Source organism: Anaerotruncus sp. (genome assembly GCF_057433415.1).
Genome location: NZ_DBMDHH010000018.1, coordinates 32,685 through 54,907 on the forward strand (window position 1 = coordinate 32,685; position 22,223 = coordinate 54,907).

A 22,223-nucleotide genomic window follows, 5' to 3' on the forward strand; every position below is an offset into this window, starting at 1 on the left:
CCTCGGTCGTTGGGTGCGCCCGTAACCTGAATTGAGCCCTCAGCTTGTGTACCTGCGGGGAGCGGCGGTAGTCTGCGGGTTATGGCAAGGTACTCCCGGGGGATACCGCTTAAAGTTCCGGCCCGCAGGGCCGGGTCCGCGTAGCGGACTCAAGCCGGGGTCGCGGGGCGGAGCGCCCGCGAGCGGCCGTCGCGCGTAGCGCGCTCCGGGCGCAGCCCGGGCAGGCCGCCCAAGGCGGAAGTCCCCTTGAGCGCCCTTCTTCCGCCGACTTCTTGGGCGCGCAAGAAGGCGGCCCGCCCGCCGGGGCGGGACCCGGCAATCCCCGCCGCCGAAGGCGGCTCATTCAGAGCGCCTCTACGAGGCGCGAAAAAGCCCTCCGGCCCTCGGGCGGAAAACCCAAGAAAGCCCAGGCCGGGGCGGGCCCCGGCAATCCCCATCTGCGCCGCTCCCTGAGCGGCAAAAAAGGAGAAGATCATGCCACAGGTATCCCTGATCAAAACGGAAAGCTACGACCCTGCGGAGGTGGAGCGGGCGGTTGCCCGCCACTTTGAGTTGCTCGGAGTGGGGGCGTTTTCGCCCGACGCGCGGGTGACGGTCAAGCCGAATCTGATTATGCGCTGCCCGCCTGAACGCACCGCCACGACCCATCCGGCGGTGATCGAGGCGGTCGTCCGCCAGCTTCAGGCGCGCGGCGCGCGGCGGATCACGATCGCGGACAGCCCGGGCGGGCTCTACACCCCGCAGATTCTCTCCGCCGCCTATGAGGCGACGGGGATGGCGGCGGTGGCTGGATGCACGGGCGCGTCGCTCAACCTGTCGGCGGGCTCGCGGAACGTGCATGTCGCGGAGGGGGCCCTCTGCCGCGACTTCGACGTCATCGACCCGGTCGCGGACGCGGATTTCGTGGTCAACTGCTGCAAGCTCAAGACCCACTGCATGACCACCCTTTCCTGCGGGGTCAAGAACCTTTTCGGCTGTGTGCCGGGACTTTTGAAGCCCCAGCTCCACTACCGTTTCCCGGACGGGGAGCAGTTCGCGCGGATGCTCGTCGACCTCTCGCTGCTCGTGAAGCCGGGCCTGACCGTCGCCGACGCGGTCGACGCGATGGAGGGGGACGGCCCCACCGGCGGCAGGCGGCGGCATGTGGGACTGACCGCCGCCGCGAGATACGACGGCCTCTACGCGCTCGACCTCGTGTTGGCGGGGCTGATCGGGCTCGGCCCCGACCGGGTGCCCATGCTCGCGGAAGCGGTGCGGCGCGGCCTCTGCCCGGACGGCGTCTCCGGCGTGGAACTGCTCGGGGACCCGCTGCCGCCGGTGATCGAAGATTTCCTCATGCCCGCGAGCAAAAAGCTCAATTTCAGCGGGAGCCTGCCGGGGCCGCTTGCAAAGGCGGTCGACTGGCTGGAGCCGCGCCTTGCCCCGCGTCCGAAGGTGCGGGAACGGGACTGCGTCGGCTGCGGCAGGTGCGCCGAGAGCTGCCCGGCAAAGACGATCGCGGTGACGGGCGGCAAGGCGAAGATCGGCTACGCAAAATGCATCCGCTGCTTCTGCTGCCACGAGATGTGCCCGGTCAGGGCGATCGATATCCGGTCGGTGCCCGTCTTCCGGTTTTTGAGCAAGGGCCGCTGAAGGGGTTCCCCAAAAGAGGAAGAGTGTGTTACAATAGAAAAAACGGCAGGTGATGGCGATGAAGAAAACGGTGATTGTCGACGCGCCCGGTAAGGTGAACCTTGCCTTGGACGTCACGGGGAAACGCCCCGACGGCTACCACACGATCGATACGATCATGCAGGCGGTCGACCTGTGCGATACGGTGACGATCTCCCGCATGTCCGGGAAGGGCATCTACATATCCTGCGACCGGCAGATGATCCCCTGCGACGAGACGAACTACGCCCACATCGCGGCACGGAAGTTTTTTGAGCGGTTCGGCCAGCCGGACACGGCCATCTCGATCGATATTCAAAAGCGGATTCCGGTGCAGGCGGGCCTCGCGGGGGGCAGCGCGGACGCGGCCGGGGTGCTCGTGGGGCTCAACGCCCTCTTCGGGACGGGCGCGGACCGCGGGACCCTCTGTGAAATCGGCGTGCAGGTGGGCGCGGACGTGCCCTTCTGCATCGTGGGCGGCACCCGGCGCGCGCGGGGGATCGGCAACGAGTTCACCCCGCTGCCGCCCCTGCCAGCCTGCCATATCCTCATTGCCAAGCCCGGCCCGGGGATGTCCACCCCCGAGAGCTACCGCCGCTACGACGAGCGCGGCGTGAAGCGCCGCCCCGATATGCCCGCGCTGCTCCGCCAGCTCGAGGCGGGGGAGCTCAGGGCGTTTGCCCAGGGGATGGTCAACGTCCTCGAAGAGGTCGCCGACCTGCCCGAGATCCCCTTCCTGCGGGAGCGGATGTGCGAGGCGGGCGCGCTCGGCGCGCTGATGAGCGGGAGCGGCTCGGCGGTGTTCGGCATCTTCGAGGACCGCGGCCCCGCCAAGCACTGCATGCGCCGGCTCTATTCCCACGCGGAAGCGGTTTTCCTCTCCCGCGCGGTCACCTACGGGGCGGTCGTCCTCGATTTGTTGGACCGGGAGCCCTGAAACCGAAAAGCCGCCTGACAAGGCGGCTTTTTTCGCGGGAAAACGGTTTGCGGCGTTTTAGAGGGTTCGGGCGCGCCGGGACGCGGCCGGTTTTGTGCGCAAAATTTCATCGGAATTTCAGCGTTTCTTCACACCGCGCCGAAAAAAGGCACACACAGGCGCGGTATGCTCTTCTTGCCGGCAGGGAAAGCCGCCGGCTTTTCAGAGGTTTTCCTCCACTGCGCCGGGGCGCAGAAAAATCAGTTTTTTCCAATCCCTCCAGCGAAAGGGCCGCCGCGAACCGGCGGCCCTTTCGCTGTCACGCCGGAAAAATGTGTGGGAAATTTCACCGCGATTTCAGGAAAAAAACACAGTGGTTACAAACCGGTAACACAAACGGGACGTACAATCTTTCCAGTGGATGCGGATGGACGCGTCCCGATCAAAACCGATTTTTTAAGGAGGACAAACCAACATGAAAAAAGCGCTATCCCTCTTGCTTTCCGCGGTGCTCGTCCTGAGCGCCGCCTCGGTCGCGGCGTTCGCGGCGGACAGCTTCTCCCTCGACAAAGCCTATGATTCCGACGGCTACTATTCCGAGGATGTCGGAGAAAGCGGCAACGGCGACATCACCGTCAGCGGCTCCTTCGCGATCGACGGTACGCTGGCGGTCTCGATCCCCGACCGCGTGGCCCCCGGCTCCACCTTCTATATCCCGCTCTTTGAGGACCCGACCGACAATGTGGGCGGCGTCGTGTACGAGGATATCACCAACACCGACTATTTCAAATTCAAACTCGACAAGGACACCAACTCCAAGCTGATCAGCTCGATCACCGTCGTGACCGATAAGCGGCTGGCGGGCAGCGCGCGCACCTCCTACCTGAAGGTCGTGCTCAACGACATGACCGACACCGACGAGATGAAGACGGACGGCACGATCACCTTCAAGGCGAAGGCCGACCTCTCGAGCTACAGCGGCAAGAGCAGCAAGCCCTCCTCCTACGTGGACGACTCGACCGACACCTGGGAGTCGGGCGACACCGTCACGATTGACTACACCTTCTGGGTCAGCAACGAGAAGGCTACAAACGACGACAACCCGGACGTCGGCGACCGCGTCTACATGGACCCCGACGCGAACGACACCAACACCCTGATCTGGGGCGACGACCGCGCGGCCCTCAAATTTGACGCGGACGACGACGCCTCCAAGTTCTACGCGCGCCTGTCCACCTCCAACATGAGCGACGTCTACGCCGAGTACGGCGACCCCGTCGACGCCGACCTGTGGTTCTACAACTTTGTCGGCAGCCCGACCGTCCCGGCGACCTCCAAGGCGACCCTGACGCTGGGCATCCCGTGGGATGACGACGACGATTACACCCCCGACCCGGAGAACTGCTACATCTACACGCTGGATTCCGACGGCTACCTGACCGACGTGACCGCCTCCTTCACCTACTCGGAGGACGACCAGGAGATCCCGGGCTGGTCGATCCGCACCCGCCAGCTGGGCACCTACATCGTCTCGGACACCGAGCTCGACGTCTATGCCTCTGACGACGGGGACGTTGAGGACGTGGAAGACGACGCCACCGCCGACTCCACCGTCAGCGACGGCAAGGACATCCCGAACACCGGCTCGAGCGACATGGTGAACGTCGCGGTGCTGGCCGCCGTCCTGTCCCTCTCCGCCGCGGGCGCGGTCGCCTTCCGCAAGGCCGCGAAATAAAATTTGCCACCCCCTAACATCTCTCTCATCATCCTGAAAAGGGCCGCCGGTTTTCCGGCGGCCCTTTTCCCCACGCGGCGCAAAAACGCCCCGCGAAAAGGCGGGGCGTTTTGATATCCGGGCGGGGAACGCCCGCCTGTCAGTTTTTGAGGCTCTGGAGCGGCGCGGGGATGCGCCCGCCGCGGTTGATGAAACGGGCGGGGGAGAAGGTGTTGACCTTCATGATCGGCCCGCTGCCGAAAAGCCCGCCGAATTCGAGCTCCTCGCCCGCCTTGCGGCCGACGGCGGGGATGACGCGCACGGCGGTGGTCTTGGAGTTGACCATGCCGATGGCGGCCTCGTCCGCGATGATGGCGGCGATCACCTCGGCGGGGGTGTCGCCGGGGATGGCGATCATGTCGAGGCCGACCGAGCAGACGGCGGTCATCGCCTCGAGCTTTTCGATCGAGAGCGCGCCGCAGCGGGCCGCGTCGATCATGCCGGCGTCCTCCGAGACGGGGATGAACGCGCCCGACAGCCCGCCGACCGACGAGGAGGCCATGACGCCGCCCTTTTTGACCGCGTCGTTTAAGAGAGCGAGGGCGGCGGTGGTGCCGCAGCCGCCGCATTTCTCGATGCCGATCTCCTCGATGATGTGCGCGACCGAATCGCCCACGGCGGGGGTCGGCGCGAGGGAGAGGTCGACGATGCCGAACGGCACGCCGAGCCGGCGGCTCGCTTCGGTGCCGATGAGCTGGCCCATGCGGGTGATCTTGAAGGCGGTCTTTTTGATGAGCTCGGCCACGCCGGTGATGTCGAGGTCGTCGGGGGCGGCGGCCAGCGCGGCGCGCACGACGCCGGGGCCGGAGACGCCCACGTTGATGACGCAGTCGGGCTCGCCCGCGCCGTGGAAGGCGCCCGCCATGAAGGGGTTATCCTCCGGCGCGTTGCAGAAGACGACGAGCTTCGCCGCGGCAAAGCAGTTGTTGTCGGCGGTGATCTCGGCGCAGCGCCGGACCACCCGGCCCATCATCCGCACCGCGTCGAGGTTGATGCCCGTCTTGGTGGAGCCGATGTTGACCGACGAGCAGACGTGGTCGGTGCGCTTGAGCGCCTCGGGGATGGCGTTGATCAGTGCCTCGTCCCCGGCGGCGAAGCCCTTGTGGACGAGGGCGGAAAAACCGCCGATGAAGTTGACCCCCACCTCGCAGGCGGCGCGCTCGAGAGCGAGCGCGTACTGCACCGGGTCGCCGCCGCTCGCGGCCGCGAGCATGGCGATGGGGGTGACGGAGATGCGCTTGTTGATGATGGGGACGCCGTACTCCATCTCGAGCGCCTCGCCCGTTTTGACGAGGTCGCGGGCGCAGCGGGTGATCTTTTGGTAGACCTTCTCACAGGAGCGGGAGAGGTCCCCGTCCGCGCAGTCGAGCAGGGAAATGCCCATCGTGATGGTGCGGATATCCAGGTTCTGGTCCTGGATCATGTGGATCGTCTCAAGGACGTCGCTGGTGTTGATCATAGCAGTGGTTCTCCTTCGTCGATGGCCCCGAAGCGCCTTAAATTCTGTGCATCGAGTTGAAGACGTCCTCGTGCATGACGTGGATCGAAAGGCCGGATTCCTCGCCGAGGCGGTTCATCTGGTAGACAAGCTCGGACATCTCGCAGTTGACCTCGGAGATGTCGATCATCATGATCATGCAGAAGAGGTCCTGCAGGACGGTCTGGGTGACCTCGATGATGTTGGCGTTGGATTCGGCGCATTGGTTGGCGACTTTGGAAAGGATGCCCACATGGTCCTTGCCGATGACGGTTAAAACAGCACGCATATCGTCGTACCTCCCAAAAATCTCCCGGGCGTGCCCGGAGCTTTTAAACGATAAGATAGTATAGCACAGAATTTACAAAAATGCTATACTAATTCGGGCATTTGTGCTATACTATCTTAATTAAAATGTTTTTACGATCATCCGGCCCGGGGAAGGGCCGCGACGGAAGCGAGGGGATTTCATGTTCATCAATCTATTCGACAGCCACACCCATTCGGACAACTCGAACGACGGCCACCACTCGATCATGTTCATGTGCGAAAAGGCGGTGGAAAAGGATATTTCCGGCATCTGTGTCACCGACCACTGCGAGCTGCGCACCTGGGCGCAGGAAAAGTACGAGCTGCGCATCCGGCAGTCGGTGTTCGAGGCGGCCAAGGCGCGCCGGGTCTTCAACGGCAAGCTGGCCGTCATGGCGGGCGTCGAGCTGGGCGATGTGCTCTATGACCCGGCGCTGACCGACAAGGTGCTCGCCTCCTTCAAGTTCGACATGGTGATGGTCTCCCAGCACAACACGGTGCAGGGGGAGGACATCTACTACTGCGACTTCGGCGACTGGAGCCCCCAGGACATCGACCGCTACCTCGAGTGGTACTTCCGCTACCTGCTCGACGTGGCGAAGCTCGACAAGTTCGACGTGCTCGGCCACCTGACCTACCCGGTGCGCTACATCACCGGCGAGCACAAGATCCCAGTCAACCTCTCCCGGTACGACGACATCATCGACGCGATTTTGAAGACGACCGCGCGCAACGGCCGCGCCATCGAGATCAACACCTCCGGCCTCTGGCAGAAGCTCGGGGATACGATGCCGCCGCTCAAGTACGTCAAGCGCTACCGCGAGCTGGGCGGCGAATACATCACCCTCGGCTCCGACGCGCACGCGGCGGACCGGATCGGCGACGGGATCGCCGCGGGCATGCAGATGCTGATCGACGCGGGCTTTACGGCCTTCACGTTTTATAAGGAGCGCCAGCCGCTTCCCTTTAAAATCATCTGACAAAGGAGTTGGGTACCATGCTGGACACCGAAAAATTGCTGAAACTGATCGCGGAGGACGCGAAGCTGACCAACGCGCAGCTGGCGGCGATGCTGGGCGCGCGGGAAGAGGAGGTCGCGTCCGCGGTCGCCTCGCTCGAAAAGGAAGGCATCATCAAGGGCTACAAGGCGCTGATCGACTGGGACAAGACCGACCGCAACCTCGTGTCCGCGCGCATCGAGATCAAGGTGATCCCCAAGGGCAGCATGGGCTTTGAGGAGATCGCCTACACGATCTCCCAGTTCCGCGAGGTGGAGACCTGCTACCTGATGAGCGGCGGCTACGACCTGGCGCTCACGATCAGCGGCAAGACCTTTAAGGACATCGCCCTCTTCGTGGCGCACCGGCTTGCGCCGCTCGAACCCGTCCAGTCGACGAGCACCCACTTTGTGCTGAAAAAGTATAAGGAGCGCGGGCTGCTCATGGTCGACGACGTCAAGGACGAGAGGGAGGTAACCTCCCTGTGATGGACTACGACAAAATCTTGTCCCGCCGCGCCGTCGCGCTGAAGCCCTCGGGCATCCGCCGCTTTTTCGACATCGCGGCCGAGATGGACGACGTGATCTCGCTGGGCGTGGGGGAACCGGACTTCAAGACCCCCTGGAGCATCCGGCGCGCGGGCATTGAGAGCCTCGAGCGCGGACACACCTGGTACACCGCGAATTCCGGACTCGCGCCCCTCAAAAAGGAGATCGCCAACTACCTGCGCCGCCGCTTCACCCTTGAGTACGACGCGAAGACGGAGGTGCTCGTCACGGTGGGCGGCTCGGAGGCGATCGACCTTGCCATCCGCACGCTGGTGAACCCGGGCGACGAGGTGCTCGTGGTGGAGCCCTCCTTCGTCTGCTACACCCCGATCACCGCGCTGACCGACGGCGTTCCGGTGCCGATCGCCACAAAGCCGGAGGACGGCTTCCGCCTGACGCCCGAGGCGCTGCGCGCCGCGATCACGCCGAAAACCAAGCTGCTCGTGCTGCCCTTCCCCAACAACCCCACGGGCGGGATCATGCGGCGGGAGCATCTGGAGGCGGTCGCCGAGGTGCTGCGCGGCACCGACATCATGGTGCTGTCCGACGAAATCTACGCCGAGCTCACCTACGGCGGCGAACGCCACGTGTCGTTCGCGGAGATCGACGGGATGAAGGAGCGCACGGTCATCGTCAACGGCTTTTCCAAGAGCTACGCGATGACCGGCTGGCGGCTCGGCTACGCGGTGGGCCCGGCCCCCGTGATCGCCCAGATGACCAAGGTGCACCAGTTCGCGATCATGTGCGCGCCCACGACGAGCCAGTACGCCGCCGTTGAGGCGCTCAAAAACTGCGACGGCGATATCGAGGAGATGCGCGATTCCTACGACATGCGCCGCCGCCTGCTGGTGGACGGGCTCAACCGGATGGGCCTGCGCTGCTTTGAGCCGGAGGGCGCGTTCTACGTCTTCCCGAGCATCCGGGAGACCGGCATGGCAAGCGGCGAATTCTGCGAAAAGCTGCTGGCCGCCGAGCATGTGGCGGTCATCCCCGGCGACGCGTTCGGCGAGAGCGGGGAGGGCTTCGTGCGCATTTCCTACTCCTATTCGGTCAATCATTTACTGGAGGCGCTCAAACGGATCGAGCGGTTCCTCAAAACCCTGTAACCTAACCACATCTTCCGCCCGCTGTGGAGCGGGCGGAAGTTTCTTTTTGAAATTGGAGCGTGAGAACCATGCCGTTGGACGGCGTCTTTTTAAGCCAGCTCAAGCGGGAGATCGAGGACCGGATCGTCGGCGGACGGGTGGACAAGATCCACCAGCCCGCGCGCGAGACGATCGTCATCGCCATGCGCGCGCAGGCGGGCAACCACAAGCTGCTCGTCTCCGCGTCGGCCTCCAACCCGCGGCTGCATTTTACCACCCTGCCGCAGGACAACCCCAAATCCCCGCCGATGTTCTGCATGCTGATGCGCAAGCACCTGACCGGCGCGAAGCTCGTCAGCATCACCCAGGCAGGGCTCGACCGCGTGTTGCACCTGCATTTTGAAACGGCGAACGAGCTGGGCGACCGGGTCGTTTTGACGCTCGCCGTCGAGATCATGGGGCGGCACAGCAACATCATCCTCGTCGGGCCCGACGGGCGCGTCGTCGACGCGGTCAAGCGGGTGAGCGACGAGATGAGCAGCGTGCGCCCGGTGCTGCCCGGCATGGCGTATACCCATGTGCCGGCACAGGACCGGCTGAACATCTATACGGCGGCCCCGTCCGAAATCGTCGCGCGGCTGCGCGCGGGGAAGGACGCCGAGCTCTCCAAGGCGCTGCTCGGCGCGCTCGAAGGGATAAGCCCGCTCGTCTGCCGCGAGATCGCCCACAACGCGGCGCGCGGGGAGGAGACGCTCGTCTCCCAGCTGGACGGCGAACGGGAGACGCGGCTTAAATTCTACCTCGCCCAGCTCTCCGACCGGCTGAATTCCGGCGGCGCGCGACCGACAATGCTCGTCGACGGCACGGGAAAGCCCAAGGACTTCTCCTACCTCGACCTGAACCAGTACGGGCACGCCCTCGTCTGCCGGGAATACGACAGCTACAGCGCGCTGCTCGACAGCTTTTACAGCGAGCGGGACCGCATCGACCGGATGCATCAGCGGGGCGCGGACCTCCTGAAGCTGCTGGTTAACCTCAGCGACCGGACGGCGCGCAAGCTGGCCGCCCAGCGGGAGGAGCTGCGGGCGTCGACCGAGCGGGAGAAGCTGAAAATCTACGGCGACCTCATCAACTCGAACCTCTACGCGCTCGAAAAGGGGATGCCCTTCGCGGAGCTGGAAAACTATTACGAGGAGGGCGCGCCGAAGGTCAGGATTCCGCTTGACCCGATGCTGACCCCGAGCCAGAACGCCCAGCGCTACTACGCGCGCTACCGCAAGGCGGACACCGCCGAAAAGAAGCTGCGCGCGCTGATCGCGCAGGGGGAGGCGGAGCTCGGCTATTTCGACACGGTGTTCGACGAGCTGGCGCGCGCCTCGCTCGAGAGCGAGCTGAACGCCATCCGCGACGAGCTGGCCGGGCAGGGCTATCTCCGCCGCGCCCCCAGACGCGGCATGAAGGAGGAGAAGCTCCCGCCGCTCAAATACCGTTCGGACGACGGGTTCACCATCCTCTGCGGGCGCAACAACCTGCAAAACGACCGGCTCACCCTGAAGGACAGCCGCAACGGCGACCTCTGGCTGCACACCCAGAAGATCCCCGGCTCCCATGTGGTGGTCGTGACGGAGGGGAAAACGCCTCCCGACCGCACGATTGAACAGGCGGCGGTCATCGCGGCCTGCAATTCCAAGGCGCGGGAATCGGGCAAGGTGGCGGTCGACTACACCGAAATCCGCAACGTGCGCAAGCACCCGGCGGGCAAGCCGGGACTCGTGCTCTACGAGCCCTACCAGACCGCCGTGGTCGCGCCCGACCTCGAGCTGGCGGCGCGGCTTTTGCAGGGCCGGTAAAAGACGACAAAAAACGGACAGGCGGCTGCCTGTCCGTTTTTCATACCCAAAAGGGGAAACTTACTTCATGGAGTTCTCGTACGCTTCGATCATCTTTTTGACCATCTGGCCGCCGACAGAACCGGCTTCACGGGAGGTCAGGTCGCCGTTGTAGCCCTGCTTGAGGTTGACGCCGACTTCGCGGGCAGCTTCCATCTTGAACTTATCGAGGGCTTCACGAGCCTGCGGGACAACAGGATTGTTGGAAGAATTGTTAGACATGTTAAAATACACTCCTTAAATTTTTCTGAAGAATGTTTCTTGCGTTTGCAGTAATAGTATGAGCGCGTGCGGAATGATTATAACTGCCAAATCCTGCGCGGCAATCCAGATTCCGCCGCTTTTTGCAGGAGGCGCGCCCCGGCCGGGGCCGCGGCCTTGTGCGCATATCCGTCCCCTGGGGCGGATATGCAAAAACAGACGCCATGCGTCTGTTTTTAAGGCCGCGGGCCGGGCGGGATGCGCCAGAGGGGCGCGGCAGCCAGCGGATTCTGCTTTCCCATAAGGCAGAAGATCGCGGCGGCGGCCAGCAGCTCGAACGGTTCGAGCTTTCCCGAGAAGGAGACGGGCAGTTCAAAGGGCTCCACCGGGGTCCCGTCAAAGGCGGTGAGCTGGCGCTGGAGGGAGATCACCGCGCTGTCCACCGTGAAGGAGGAGAGAGTGAGGGTGTCGGAGGTGCCGAGCCCGCAGGTGACGGCGGGGAGCCTGCGCCCTGCCACGGCGGAAAGCACCGCGGGGTCGGCGCTGTCGATGATCGCGACGGCGTTTTTGCAGGAGAACTCCCGCGGCAGCTCGCCCTTCCTGCGGACGATGAACGCGGCGTTTTCACACGCGATCTGGTAAAAGGCCCGCTGGGAGAGAAAGACGATATCGGGGCCGTCCCCTGAGAACGCGGCCCTGTCGGTATCCGCGCAGAGCATCGAAAGCGCGCCGCCTGTGCGCAGCAGCTCCCGCAGACGCCTGCCGGGGCCGCCCGCAGTGACGACCACCATCGGCACCACCCGCCAATCCACAAAATTTTGTATTCTGCGGATAGTTTCCCCTCGGGGGAAAAGAAAATCCCCCGCTGAGCGGGGGATTTAAAAAAACTTTACGGGGTTACGCCTCTTCGATCATCCGGACGAGCGCCTGTTTGGACTGGAGGCCGACCATGCGGGCCGCCTCCTCGCCGTTTTTGAAGAGGATGACGGTGGGGATGGACATGACGCCGTAGCGGGCCGCGAGATCGGGCTCCTCGTCGATATCCACCTTGCCGATGACGGCCTTGCCGTCCATCTCGTCGCCGAGCTGTTCGATGATGGGGCCGAGCATCTTGCAGGGTCCGCACCACGGCGCCCAAAAATCAACCAGCACGGGTCCGGCGGCGCCGAGCGCTTCGGTATCGAAGGTATCCTTTGAAAAATGAACCACAGACATCTATAAAGCCTCCCAGATTGTTTTCTTATCCCTATTATACACGGATCAAAAATCTCATCAAGTCTTTTGCGGACATTTTCCCCACGGGACGGTGTTTTTTGAAAATGCCCTTCCGTCGTATCTTTCCCAATCCGTTCCCCGCCATGCACCAACATTTTTCCAAAAATATCGGCAGAGGACTTGACTTTTTCGAGATGTGCGATATAATATAAGTCGTGACTTGTGCATATTGCCCGATTGTGTAAAGGTAGCACGACAGACTCTGACTCTGTTTGTCTGGGTTCGAATCCTAGTCGGGCAGCCATCGAGGTGTGGCTCAGTTTGGTAGAGCGCTGCGTTCGGGACGCAGAGGCCGCAAGTTCAAGTCTTGTCACCTCGACCACCAAAAGACCGCTGACTTTTGTCGGCGGTCTTTTTCTATTTATGCGAAATGCTGTGGACATCATCCACAGATAAGAGACACAGAATGGAACAGCGGACCGCCCGCGTGCGTGGTCAGGACTCCTTTGCCATAGGGCCATCGACTCAAGTCTGAGCCGATGGCCTTTTTTATTAAAAAGTAAGCGGCACGGAGCAGGTTTGCTTTCGGCCGCTTTTTTGGTTATCGCATGGCCTTATAAGCCTGAATCCTGGAAATTGTCAAGACAAAATTTCGCCCGCTAGACCGGATAATTGGACGGGCGGACTGATACAATGAAAGCATATAGAACGTATGTTTCTTAAAAAGGCGAACTTTTAAAAAGAGGCGGCTTAGGAGGGGGTGAAGAGAGAAAAGCAATTTCAGGGTGGGATGGCGGGTTTCTATAAACAATACAGCATAAAGGGAGGAAATTTCATGTCAAGCACAAACAAACTGCCAAATTCGGATTTAAACCAATGGGTGGCAAGCGATCGGCCGGTGATGGAGGATTTCAACCGCGACAACGAGATCATCGACGGGCTTGTGGGACACCTCAAAAAGACGCCCTATGTCGGTGCGGACGGCTATTGGTATGTGTGGGACACCGACGTCGCCGAGTATGTCAAGAGTGAAACCAAAGCGCGCGGTGAAATCGGCCCGCAGGGCCCGAAGGGAGAACAGGGGCCGCGGGGCCCGAAGGGCGATACCGGCGTAAAGGGAGACACCGGCGCGGGGTTCCGGGTGCTGGGGCTCTTTGAGTCGGCGGCGGCGCTTACCGGAGCGCACCCGGTCGGTACGGCGGGCGACGCCTATGCGGTTGGGACCGCGGCGGACAACCGCATCTATATCTGGTCTGACGAGAACGTGTGGAAGGACATCGGCGTATTGCAGGGCCCGCAGGGCTTGCAGGGTGAACAGGGCCCGCAGGGCTTGCAGGGTGAACAGGGCCCGCAGGGTGTTGCCGGCCCGCAGGGCGAGATTGGTCCGGCTGGTGAACCGGGGCCAAAAGGGGAACAAGGCGTTCAAGGGCCGACTGGACCGCAGGGCCCCAAAGGGGACCCCGCCGTAATCAATGGGAAAACGCCTGATGCGGGCGGTGCGATTTCCCTGACGGCGGATGACATCCCGGAGACCGATGGGCGTGAGTTCGTGAGTCCAGGAGAAAAAAACGGCTGGAATGGGAAGGCCAATACCACCCTTTTTACAGGGCTGCTGTCCCATGTACCGTCGGACTGGTCAGGCGATACTCCCCCGTACACCCAGGATGTTCCGATTCAGGGTATCGTTGAGGGAATGACGCCTATTGCGGATATTATCCTGTCGGCGGATCCCGAGACAGCCCGTTCTGAGGAGGCGTCGTGGGCACTGGTTTCCAGCATTACCACTGGGGACGGAATAATTAAAGTGCGTTGTTTGGATGATAGGCCAAGTGTACCGCTTAACATTCAGCTGAAGGTGGTGGAATAGATGGGTCAGTGCTTTATTGTGCGCCGCGGAGGTTTAAATGAAAAAAGAAAAACGCCGGATAATTGGGTGTTCCATCAGGCATATACAACGGACGGTACTTTCATCGTGTTTGAGAGCGGCTGGTACCGGATTTTTGCAGTAGGCAAAAGTGGAGACGGAGCGAATGGTTCCGGCGCTCATGGTGGAGGTAGCGGAGGGACAGGAGGAATTGCCTGCTCGTTACTGTATTTAAAGGCAGATGAAGAAGTACCGATCACGGTAAATGATGCTCTCAGTTCCTTCGGGTCCTACTTATCGGCAACGGCGGGAACGACCCCGACGGGGCAAAGTGGAGGAATTGCCGGTGTTGCTGAAGGAGGAAACGTCTCCAATGAGAGTGGTTATGCCGGAACCTCCGGTGGCACAGGGAGAAGTTCGGCGAGCGGTGATAATGGAAGTGATGGCTTAAACGGTGGTGCAAAAGGCGGAAATTGCGGCGGCAATTATATCAGCAATCGTCCCCATGCAGGCGGCGGTGCGGGTGGTTCGAGATTGCCTGCTTTGAACTGCCCATACGTCTCCGAACCTTACACGGCTACATTCAGCGGGGGATCCGGCGGGTATGCTGGTGATACGCACGGTTCAGCAGGTGCAGATGCAAGTGCTTATCCGGAGTTTATTGTTGGCCCAGCGATGGTCCTTTATGGAAGCGGAAGCGGGGGCGGCGGAAGATCATATAACAACGACGCGTCCGGAAACGGGGGTGCCCGATCGAAAGGCACTCCAGGTGTGGTCATTATAGAAAAAGGGGTAAATTAAATTTAGATTTAAAGGGGGACAAAAATGGCAAGCACAAATAAATTTCCGAACACCGGTCTAAACCAGTGGGTCGAGACAGACAAACCCGATATGACCGACTTTAATCGCGATAACCAGTTGCTGGACGCGATGGTGGGGCACCTGACCAGGACGCCTTACATCGGTGCGGACGGCTACTGGTATATCTGGGATCAGGAGCTGAAGGATTACTCCAGATCCAACCAGCGGGCGCAGGGAGAAACCGGCCCGCAGGGGATCAGGGGGCCCGCCGGCCCGGAAGGCCCACAGGGGGAACCGGGCGCGGGGCTGAAGATCCTGGGGCTGTTCGCTACCGTGGAAGCGCTTTCACAGGCCCACGTCACAGGCGGCAGCGGTGAAGCATATGCGGTGGGGACTGCCATGGAGAATGAGATCTATATCTGGTCCGCGGACCAGAACGCATGGGTTAGCATAGGAGCTTTGCAGGGATCGCAGGGCCCACAGGGTGAAGCCGGTCCGCAGGGACCGGAAGGCAAAGCGGGCCCTCAGGGAGTTCAGGGAGTTCAAGGCCCGGTCGGACCTGCGGGCCCGCGAGGAGAAACAGGACCGCGCGGTGAAGCGGGCCCCCAGGGACTGAAAGGCGAACCGGGCGCATCTCGGATCGTTACGGTGACGCTCGGCGCGGCGGACTGGACGGAAGATCCGGATCAGGGCTGGTGGACACAGCCCGTATCCGACAGCCGGATCGTTGACGGAACCGTCCTGGAAATGACCTTCCCGGCGGCATATCTGAACCAGCTCGAAGCAGACGGCAGCGTGATCATTCTGCGCAACAACGGCGGCGTTGCAACCGCATACGCATTGAAGGCTGCGCCCACCGCGGATCTTGTTGCACAGATTGAAATCAGAAAGGTGGATATGTAAATGGATACTTGGAGCAATTTTGTTGGAAGCCGGGGCGGAAGCGGCGTAGGACATATGATGCAGCAGGTGAAACTTCCGCGCAGTACGCTGAGCGGGCAGTCCTCCAGTTTTATGCAGGAGCTGACCATGAACCTGACGGGATGGACCAGCTACGGCTACAATATGTCGCTGACTTGGGGTGATACCATATATGTTCAGGTGAAGAACACGCTGTTAACGTATCATCGTAGCACCAAAACGCAAGGGGATAACATTCGTATGATGGGAAACTACGACGAAAACACTCGCTTTGTACAGATCATTGTCGATAAGCGAGCCTTCCTGCTCTCCGGATACACACTCTTCTTCAGCGTGTTGGATTTGGAGTCCGGGCAGGTCACTAAATTGAGCGCACCTCCTTATGGATTAAATAATTATTATAATCAGGCGGCGAATATCTTACCTGTCATGCGCTATGACCGCGCTTATAACAAGATTTATGCAGCGATTCCTATTCGGTACTATCCTAACAATACAGCTTTAAATGGCTACGAATTAGCTGTGTATGATGTGGCCTCCAATACTTGGACATTGCTCAATCGAAACCCGGATTTCTGCAAAGCATCAAATAATTCGGGGAAAGGCTGTTTAATCGACTTTAACGAGGATACAGTCAAATTTGTCAGCAATATGGGACGTTCTTCCGGAGCGCCTTGGAGCTTTACCACCTCCAGAAACGCGTCCCCCAGCGGAGGGGTTTTTAATACAACAGAAACGATCTATACGCAATTGCGCGGAAACACGGACGGCCATGGCTCCAGCGCAACAATCGTGCAGACCGATGACAAAGTATTCGGCCTGCAGGGAAGCAAGCTCTTTACCTTCGATCTGTTCACGGGAGAGACCAGCGATGAGAGCCTGTTTGGAGCGGTCCCGGTTTCCAACAGCGGGAACTATCCGGCCGTGCAGGCCTATGGATGCAACTACTGCGATGGAAAGATGTGGTACTGCGACGGCCAGCGGCTGTTCTCGTTGGATTACGACTTGACTGTAAAACCGGACGGCCCTCTGGTGTGGAAAATTTTTAAGGGGCAGAAATACAGCGCTCCGGACCCGATCACACTGCATAAGCCTGACGGCAGCACTTTGGAGATCACCGCCGGACAGCAGGAAGCGGCCGCCGACATTGAAATCCACATCGGCGAGTATGACAACAACCAGACGGACAAATATCTGCTGATCGAGAATTGAGGTAAAAAGAATGTATACATACTTTAAGTTTGATGGGACGCAGACGGTAAACGGCGCCGCTCCGGAAACGATCATTCAAGCCTTCGGATGGACAAAGGACAAGCCGCTTTGGTTCATTGAGGTGGACGGAGAAATCCGTTATAACCTGGTCGGCAGCGAAGACGATGTGAAGGCGTTCATCGGGGAAGGCGAAGCTCCGCAGGAATAGGGACAAGTTGACCGGGAGCCGTCCCCATGGACGGCTCCCCTTGAAAGGAGACAGAATATGAGCCCGCGAAAAACGGATGGATGCACCTGGGAACAATGCGCATTTACATGGAGCGAGCTTGCTTTATCGGGAAGGAGCTGGGCGGAACTGGAAGTCTGCCAGCCCCGTCCGGAACCGGACCCGGATGCGGGGTACACCTGGGAGGACATTGAAAAGGCAAAACTGGACTGGCAGATGCTGACGGACAAGCAGCCGACCTGGCAGGAATGGCAGGAGTTTATCCCCGGCGGCAACTGGGAGGATTCACTCACCGTATCCGTGGCAGAAGGAGAGGCACTCGTTTTGCAGGTCAACGCCCTGAACGCGCCCGCGGCGCAGGGAATCACCTTCGTCATCGTATACGATCCCGCCGCGGTATCCTGGGAGGGCTTCCCGCAGGAGGACGTCGGCCTCGCGGTGAACAATCCCCTGCTCCCGGAGACGGCCTCGCATGAAAACGGGGAACTCAAGCTGCACTTCCCCATCGTGCCGGAAGAGCCGTGGACGGGGATTATCACCCTGCTGGGGTTCCACGCGAAAAAAGCCGGAGAGCTGACCTTTGCCCTTAAAGGAGGGACGTTATGACAACCTATGAAGACAACGGCAGCATGAACATGGAGCTTACGGAGGAAACGGGCGCACGGGAAGCGGCCGTTCCAATGGCCGCGGCCGCAAGCGACCGCGCCGAATACATCGACGCAATCCCCCGCGAGTACGTGGAGGCGCCCTACCACATCGCCTATAAGGGCAACGAAACCGTTTCCCTCAACAGCGGCGCCCTACAGCTCTCTTACACGGACGTCCACCTGCCGGGCTTAAACGGCTTCGACCTCGACGTGGTGCGGTCCTACGACTCCACCGCTTCGGGCGCCCAGTACGCCATCCCGGAAAAAACCGGTGGAAGCTGGTACGGCCAGGACGTCCGGCAATATACGGAGCTGCGCATGCGCTACATGTATTTCAAAAGCACGAGCGCAGTCGACGAACAGCGGGAGAGCAACGACTTCTCGAAAGACGATTACTATATTGAAAACTTGAAGGGTAAGCGCCTGAAAACCATCGCCCGCGCAAACGACCACTTCCTCAAGCTCTACGGCCTGGGATACGGCTGGCGGTTCAATTTCCCCTCCATTGAATACAGCGCACCCACAGAAATCATGGAGATTCAGGAAGGACTGCGCGGCACCATGTACCTGCACCTCGACGGCGGGCGCTCCATCACCATCGCCCGCAACTATGACAAAGACGTCTGGGAGTTTGAGGACTACGAGGAAAAGGACATTACGTTCTCTTATTCGGCCAGCCAGACGGTGGTAACCCACCGGAACGGCCGCAAGGACGTTTTCTCCGGCACCGAGGAGGATATCCGGCTCCAGTATATGGAGGATAAGTTCGGAAACCGGATCTCCTTTGGCTACACGAGCGGCCGCCTGAGCCGGATCACCGATACCATGGGGCGTGTTCTCAATCTGAAAGAGACCGTCTCGGGCAATGTGAAGACCTTCTACTGGCAGCAGGAGGAGACAGGGGATATCCTCTGCAAGTATACGGTGCAGGACAACCGGCTTATGGATGCGCGCGTCGTCATCAGGGAGGGCAGCGAGCGCGTCACGGCCTACGAGTACACCCCGAAGAGCGGGAATACCCGGCTGTTCCTGAAGACGAGCCAGTCGGCGGACGACGGCGTCGATATCACCTACCAACTCCTGACGGCCATCCGGCACCCCTCGGGCGCCCGGACGGAATATACCTATCAGGGGATCAGCCGTGATCTTCCGAGCTGCATGCACGGCACGGTCTACAGCTTTGCCGTCCAGGCGCGCAGGGACTACCCGAGCCCGGCCGACCGGACGACCGCGCTGCACGAAGAAACGTACAGCTTTGCGGTGGGCGAACTGGACCTGACGGACAAACAGGCCAAAAAGGTAGGAGTGAAAGGTTTCGGCGCACAGTACACCGCTGTTGCGACGGTGGAATACCTCAAGGGCGGGATTGCCGAAAAAAGGGTGGTCAGCAGCTTTGAAAGCAAGCACGGCATGCTTTCCACGGAGGAGACCTACCACATCATCTCCGGTGCGGCCAGACTCGTGGGCAGGCGGGAGATCAGGTACGAATTTGAAAACCGCGGCAAGCGCAAGCTGCCCGTCTCGGAGACGGATACGGTTTACGATCCGCAGGGCGGCGGCGCCCGGAGCAAGACGATGACCTGGGCCTACGACTCTAAGGACAATGTCACCGCATATACGGAGAACTATCCGCAGGACGCCGCCAACAACCAGAACGTCTCCTCGACCTACGATCTCTCCTACAGCCTCATGACCGGGAGGATTACGGCGAACACCTCCGGCACGATCCGGGAGGCTTACACGCTTACAAGCGACAAAAAACTCGTGACCGAGAAGCGGGTCTATGACAGCGACGTGCTCAAGGAGCGCGCCGCCTATGAATATGACGGACAGAATCGTCTGATCCGGGAGAAACGGTATTACGGCGATCCGCTGGATACCACGGAGGACTGCGCCGTCACCGAGTACGTTTACGGCCCCTACTCCCCCGAGCCCATCGAGGTACGGCTCCTCGGCGTGAAGGACGCAAACGGCAACCTGATTTCACCCACGGATGCGGCTGATGCGGCAGGCACCATCAAACAGAAGGCGGCGTTCGACTGGTACGGCCGCCAGACCTCCGCGACGGACGGAAACGGCCATACCTCCACGGTGGAATACGACGGTCTTAGCCGCAAGGTGAAGGAAACGAACCCGGACGGGACCTTCCGCACCGCCGAATACGACGACGCCAACAATCGCATCGCCACCGCGGACGAGGCGGGAAACCGTTCACGGCTCCAGTATACGCCGCTCGGCCGGATCGAACGGGAGTCCCTGCTGGACGGGGAGACGGAGATCCCGGTTGCCTCGTTTACATACGACCATCTGGAGCGCCTGACGGAACAGACGGCATACGGCGGGGACGGCACGGTCAAGAATCGCACCGCGCAGGTCTACGATCTCTACGACAACGTGATCTCCAGGACGTTGACGGACGCGGCGGGCAAGGAGCTCTATAAAGAGACCGCCGTCTATGAACCCGTCGTGGAGAGCAGGTATTCCCGCGTGACCAAAACGGTCGACGGGGACGCCGCCGCGCCTTCCGTCGTCACGCAGGCGACCAGCGACCAGCTCGGCCGTGTGGTGGAAGAGCGCGTGAAGGGGGCGGCGGATTCCGTCGTCGTCCACGGCTATGATAAGCTGGGCAACAAAGTCTCCACGATCGATCCCAACGGGAACGTCTCGAGATGGGAATACGACCACGCGGGCCGTGTGACAAAGGAGACAAACGCGGCAGGCAAGTCATCCCTCACGGCCTACGACGCGCTCGGGAACAAGGTCTCCACGACCGATCCCAAGGGAAACGCCACACTGTTTCACTACGACGCGGCAGGACGCCTCATCCGGCAGGAAGCGCCGTTTGAGGGGAGCGCCCGCGCGGTTTCGCGGTACTTCTATGACGCTGCGGGAAACGTCCTCAAACAGGAGGTACTGTGCGGCGCGCCGGACGAACCGGAGGCGTGGCGGAAGACCGAATACCGCTACGACAATCGGGACCGCGTCACGGATACGATCCTCTTCGAGGCGGACGGGAGCGAAAACCGCACGCGGTACGAATACGACGCCGTGGGCAACAAGGTCGCGGTGTACACCGGCATGCTCGGCGATTCCCCGGACGGCGCGGCAAAGACCACCTGCGAATATAACCGCTTCGGCAAGGTCGTCAAAATGGTGGACCCGCGCAGCAACGCGCTGCCGGCGGACGATCCGCTCCACCTTGTGGAGACCTGCGTCTATGACGCGGTGGGACGGCTCGTGAGCAAGACGGACCGCAATAAGAACACGACCGTCTATGTCTATGACGCGCTGGACCGCGTCCTCTCCGAGACGGTGACGGTGGATGGCGTCCCTGAGAGCATCTCCCACAGCTATACCAAGACGAACCAGAAGCTGTCCGACTCGAACGGTATGCTGGCGGTGACCTACCGCTACGACTCGCGGGGCCGCCTTGTGGAACAGGCGGAATTGGACGGCGTCGTCAAGAGCTTCGCCTACGACGCGGCGGGCAACCGCACAAGCTTTACCCTCACACGGAACGGCACGGTGGAGCTCTCTCTCGGCTATACCTATGACAGCCTCAACCGGCTGGCGGAGGTGAAGAAGGGGGAGGCGGTGATTGCGCGGTATTCCTACGACGACAACGGCAACCGGATCTCGCTGGAATACCCCGAGAGCGGCCTCACGACGGCGTATGCCTACAACGCCGCAAACCTCGTGATCTCGCTTGTCAATCAGCGCGGGGACACGGTGGTTTCCTCCTTCTCCTATGCCTACTATCTGGACGGTAACCAGAAGAGCAAAACCGGGGCGGACGGCAAGGTGACGGACTACGTCTATGACGGCATGGGCAGGCTCGCGCGGGAGAGCGAGGCGGAGGGCAATACGATTGTCTACGCCTACGACCGCTTCTCCAACCGCTCCAGCATGACGGTGACGGGCGGCGAGACCTACACGACCACCTATGGCTACCACCCGAACAACTGGCTGCTGACCGAGGAAAAGCGGGAGAAGGACACGGTGGAGACCTACCGTTACCGCTATGACGGCAACGGCAACCAAGTGTACCGGGAATGGAGCAGGACCGGTCCGGACGACGGGACGCCGCCGCGGGTGGGCTATGTGCCGAACGGCTTCCGCAGGGAACTTGCCACGCTGGAAATAAGAGGGTATAATGGATTTAACCAGATGGCATCCCTCTACGCGGACGGCGAGCGGACGGCCTATACCTACCGTCCGGACGGGCTTCGCTACGGCAAGACCTACGGAAGCGGCGCGGACGCGACGGGCGTTACCCACCTGTGGGACGGGCAGAACATCGTGGCGGAAGTCGGCGCGACGGGCGTCATCGTGGCGCGGTATCTGCGCGGCGCAAACCTGATTGCCCGCGAGCAGGACGGCGCGCTCCAGTACTACCTCCACAACGCCCACGGAGACGCGGTGCAGCGGACGGACGCGCTGGGCAACCTGCTGAAGAACTACCGGTACGACGCCTTTGGCAACGAAGAGAA

Annotated in this window: 19 protein-coding genes and 2 tRNA genes; 16 read left to right on the forward strand and 5 right to left on the reverse strand. The window is 61.2% G+C overall.

Features of this window, described 5'->3' with window-relative positions; translation table 11 throughout:
• Window positions 1-474 precede the first annotated feature (474 nt).
• The 3 genes from ACZO3G_RS06890 to ACZO3G_RS06900 all read left to right on the forward strand — a co-directional run bounded on the left by ACZO3G_RS06890 (window position 475) and on the right by ACZO3G_RS06900 (window position 4,301).
• The gene (locus ACZO3G_RS06890) at window positions 475-1,632 is read left to right on the forward strand and encodes a DUF362 domain-containing protein (RefSeq protein ID WP_288234736.1); all 1,158 of its coding nucleotides are present in this window, start codon (window positions 475-477) and stop codon (window positions 1,630-1,632) included.
• A 58-nt stretch (window positions 1,633-1,690) separates the two neighbouring features.
• Window positions 1,691-2,587, forward strand: a complete 897-nt coding sequence (ispE, locus tag ACZO3G_RS06895) for a 4-(cytidine 5'-diphospho)-2-C-methyl-D-erythritol kinase (protein ID WP_288234735.1) — start codon at window positions 1,691-1,693, stop codon at window positions 2,585-2,587.
• 454 nt (window positions 2,588-3,041) lie between these two features.
• Window positions 3,042-4,301 (forward strand): hypothetical protein, encoded by a 1,260-nt coding sequence (locus tag ACZO3G_RS06900; protein WP_101549477.1) that lies wholly within the window; start codon window positions 3,042-3,044, stop codon window positions 4,299-4,301.
• Between the two features lie 139 nt (window positions 4,302-4,440).
• Here ACZO3G_RS06900 and ACZO3G_RS06905 read toward each other — a convergent pair whose 3' ends face one another.
• Both ACZO3G_RS06905 and ACZO3G_RS06910 read right to left on the reverse strand, forming a co-directional pair.
• Window positions 4,441-5,799, reverse strand: coding sequence for a PFL family protein (locus ACZO3G_RS06905; protein ID WP_256152887.1), 1,359 nt, complete (start codon window positions 5,797-5,799; stop codon window positions 4,441-4,443).
• A 37-nt stretch (window positions 5,800-5,836) separates the two neighbouring features.
• Complete coding sequence (locus ACZO3G_RS06910) at window positions 5,837-6,106, reverse strand: ACT domain-containing protein (RefSeq protein ID WP_101549482.1); 270 nt, start codon at window positions 6,104-6,106, stop codon at window positions 5,837-5,839.
• Window positions 6,107-6,287: 181 nt separating this feature from the next.
• Between ACZO3G_RS06910 and ACZO3G_RS06915 the strand changes: the two genes are divergently transcribed.
• The 4 genes from ACZO3G_RS06915 (at window position 6,288) to ACZO3G_RS06930 (ending at window position 10,607) form a co-directional block, all read left to right on the forward strand.
• Entirely contained in the window at window positions 6,288-7,106 is an 819-nt protein-coding gene (locus ACZO3G_RS06915; protein WP_276871032.1) for a histidinol-phosphatase HisJ family protein, read from the forward strand.
• A gap of 17 nt (window positions 7,107-7,123) precedes the next feature.
• Entirely contained in the window at window positions 7,124-7,612 is a 489-nt protein-coding gene (locus tag ACZO3G_RS06920) for an Lrp/AsnC family transcriptional regulator (protein ID WP_101549487.1), read from the forward strand.
• Window positions 7,612-8,778: an aminotransferase class I/II-fold pyridoxal phosphate-dependent enzyme gene (locus tag ACZO3G_RS06925; RefSeq protein ID WP_276871105.1), complete on the forward strand. Its 1,167-nt coding sequence runs from the start codon at window positions 7,612-7,614 to the stop codon at window positions 8,776-8,778. The genes ACZO3G_RS06920 and ACZO3G_RS06925 overlap by 1 nt, the downstream gene beginning before the upstream one ends.
• Before the next feature lie 68 nt (window positions 8,779-8,846).
• Window positions 8,847-10,607, forward strand: a complete 1,761-nt coding sequence (locus ACZO3G_RS06930) for an Rqc2 family fibronectin-binding protein (RefSeq protein WP_277138682.1) — start codon at window positions 8,847-8,849, stop codon at window positions 10,605-10,607.
• A 60-nt stretch (window positions 10,608-10,667) separates the two neighbouring features.
• Here ACZO3G_RS06930 and ACZO3G_RS06935 read toward each other — a convergent pair whose 3' ends face one another.
• The 3 genes from ACZO3G_RS06935 to trxA all read right to left on the reverse strand — a co-directional run bounded on the left by ACZO3G_RS06935 (window position 10,668) and on the right by trxA (window position 12,062).
• Window positions 10,668-10,868 (reverse strand): alpha/beta-type small acid-soluble spore protein, encoded by a 201-nt coding sequence (locus tag ACZO3G_RS06935; protein WP_101549493.1) that lies wholly within the window; start codon window positions 10,866-10,868, stop codon window positions 10,668-10,670.
• Between the two features lie 215 nt (window positions 10,869-11,083).
• Window positions 11,084-11,659: a hypothetical protein gene (locus tag ACZO3G_RS06940; RefSeq protein WP_146021684.1), complete on the reverse strand. Its 576-nt coding sequence runs from the start codon at window positions 11,657-11,659 to the stop codon at window positions 11,084-11,086.
• Window positions 11,660-11,744: 85 nt separating this feature from the next.
• On the reverse strand, window positions 11,745-12,062 hold the full coding sequence (trxA, locus tag ACZO3G_RS06945; protein ID WP_101549497.1) for a thioredoxin: 318 nt from the start codon (window positions 12,060-12,062) through the stop codon (window positions 11,745-11,747).
• A 230-nt stretch (window positions 12,063-12,292) separates the two neighbouring features.
• Here trxA and ACZO3G_RS06950 point away from each other — a divergent pair.
• The 9 genes from ACZO3G_RS06950 to ACZO3G_RS06990 all read left to right on the forward strand — a co-directional run.
• Window positions 12,293-12,366, forward strand: a tRNA-Gln gene (locus tag ACZO3G_RS06950).
• A gap of 1 nt (window position 12,367) precedes the next feature.
• Window positions 12,368-12,444, forward strand: a tRNA-Pro gene (locus ACZO3G_RS06955).
• Window positions 12,445-12,897: 453 nt separating this feature from the next.
• A complete protein-coding gene (locus ACZO3G_RS06960) occupies window positions 12,898-13,929 on the forward strand; it encodes a collagen-like domain-containing protein (protein WP_277138681.1) in 1,032 nt (343 codons plus the stop codon).
• On the forward strand, window positions 13,930-14,727 hold the full coding sequence (locus ACZO3G_RS06965) for a hypothetical protein (protein ID WP_276871055.1): 798 nt from the start codon (window positions 13,930-13,932) through the stop codon (window positions 14,725-14,727). It abuts the gene before it with no gap.
• A gap of 24 nt (window positions 14,728-14,751) precedes the next feature.
• Window positions 14,752-15,630, forward strand: a complete 879-nt coding sequence (locus ACZO3G_RS06970) for a collagen-like domain-containing protein (RefSeq protein ID WP_276871057.1) — start codon at window positions 14,752-14,754, stop codon at window positions 15,628-15,630.
• Window positions 15,631-16,860, forward strand: coding sequence for a hypothetical protein (locus ACZO3G_RS06975; protein ID WP_276871059.1), 1,230 nt, complete (start codon window positions 15,631-15,633; stop codon window positions 16,858-16,860). It begins immediately after the preceding gene.
• 10 nt (window positions 16,861-16,870) lie between these two features.
• On the forward strand, window positions 16,871-17,068 hold the full coding sequence (locus ACZO3G_RS06980; protein ID WP_276871061.1) for a hypothetical protein: 198 nt from the start codon (window positions 16,871-16,873) through the stop codon (window positions 17,066-17,068).
• Window positions 17,069-17,125: 57 nt separating this feature from the next.
• Window positions 17,126-17,692 (forward strand): hypothetical protein, encoded by a 567-nt coding sequence (locus ACZO3G_RS06985; protein ID WP_276871064.1) that lies wholly within the window; start codon window positions 17,126-17,128, stop codon window positions 17,690-17,692.
• The coding region (locus tag ACZO3G_RS06990) for a hypothetical protein (protein ID WP_486846980.1) at window positions 17,689-22,223 on the forward strand (4,535 nt) is incomplete at its 3' end. The genes ACZO3G_RS06985 and ACZO3G_RS06990, both read left to right, overlap by 4 nt.

Coding starts and splice junctions, on each gene's coding strand:
- ACZO3G_RS06915 (WP_276871032.1), top strand. CDS start 6,288: ATGTTCATCAATCTATTCGACAGCCACACCCATTCGGACAACTCGAAC.
- ACZO3G_RS06970 (WP_276871057.1), top strand. CDS start 14,752: ATGGCAAGCACAAATAAATTTCCGAACACCGGTCTAAACCAGTGGGTC.
- ACZO3G_RS06910 (WP_101549482.1), bottom strand. CDS start 6,106: ATGCGTGCTGTTTTAACCGTCATCGGCAAGGACCATGTGGGCATCCTT.
- ACZO3G_RS06980 (WP_276871061.1), top strand. CDS start 16,871: ATGTATACATACTTTAAGTTTGATGGGACGCAGACGGTAAACGGCGCC.
- ACZO3G_RS06920 (WP_101549487.1), top strand. CDS start 7,124: ATGCTGGACACCGAAAAATTGCTGAAACTGATCGCGGAGGACGCGAAG.
- ACZO3G_RS06930 (WP_277138682.1), top strand. CDS start 8,847: ATGCCGTTGGACGGCGTCTTTTTAAGCCAGCTCAAGCGGGAGATCGAG.
- ACZO3G_RS06975 (WP_276871059.1), top strand. CDS start 15,631: ATGGATACTTGGAGCAATTTTGTTGGAAGCCGGGGCGGAAGCGGCGTA.
- trxA (WP_101549497.1), bottom strand. CDS start 12,062: ATGTCTGTGGTTCATTTTTCAAAGGATACCTTCGATACCGAAGCGCTC.
- ACZO3G_RS06890 (WP_288234736.1), top strand. CDS start 475: ATGCCACAGGTATCCCTGATCAAAACGGAAAGCTACGACCCTGCGGAG.
- ACZO3G_RS06905 (WP_256152887.1), bottom strand. CDS start 5,799: ATGATCAACACCAGCGACGTCCTTGAGACGATCCACATGATCCAGGAC.
- ACZO3G_RS06985 (WP_276871064.1), top strand. CDS start 17,126: ATGAGCCCGCGAAAAACGGATGGATGCACCTGGGAACAATGCGCATTT.
- ACZO3G_RS06960 (WP_277138681.1), top strand. CDS start 12,898: ATGTCAAGCACAAACAAACTGCCAAATTCGGATTTAAACCAATGGGTG.
- ispE (WP_288234735.1), top strand. CDS start 1,691: ATGAAGAAAACGGTGATTGTCGACGCGCCCGGTAAGGTGAACCTTGCC.
- ACZO3G_RS06965 (WP_276871055.1), top strand. CDS start 13,930: ATGGGTCAGTGCTTTATTGTGCGCCGCGGAGGTTTAAATGAAAAAAGA.
- ACZO3G_RS06935 (WP_101549493.1), bottom strand. CDS start 10,868: ATGTCTAACAATTCTTCCAACAATCCTGTTGTCCCGCAGGCTCGTGAA.
- ACZO3G_RS06925 (WP_276871105.1), top strand. CDS start 7,612: ATGGACTACGACAAAATCTTGTCCCGCCGCGCCGTCGCGCTGAAGCCC.
- ACZO3G_RS06900 (WP_101549477.1), top strand. CDS start 3,042: ATGAAAAAAGCGCTATCCCTCTTGCTTTCCGCGGTGCTCGTCCTGAGC.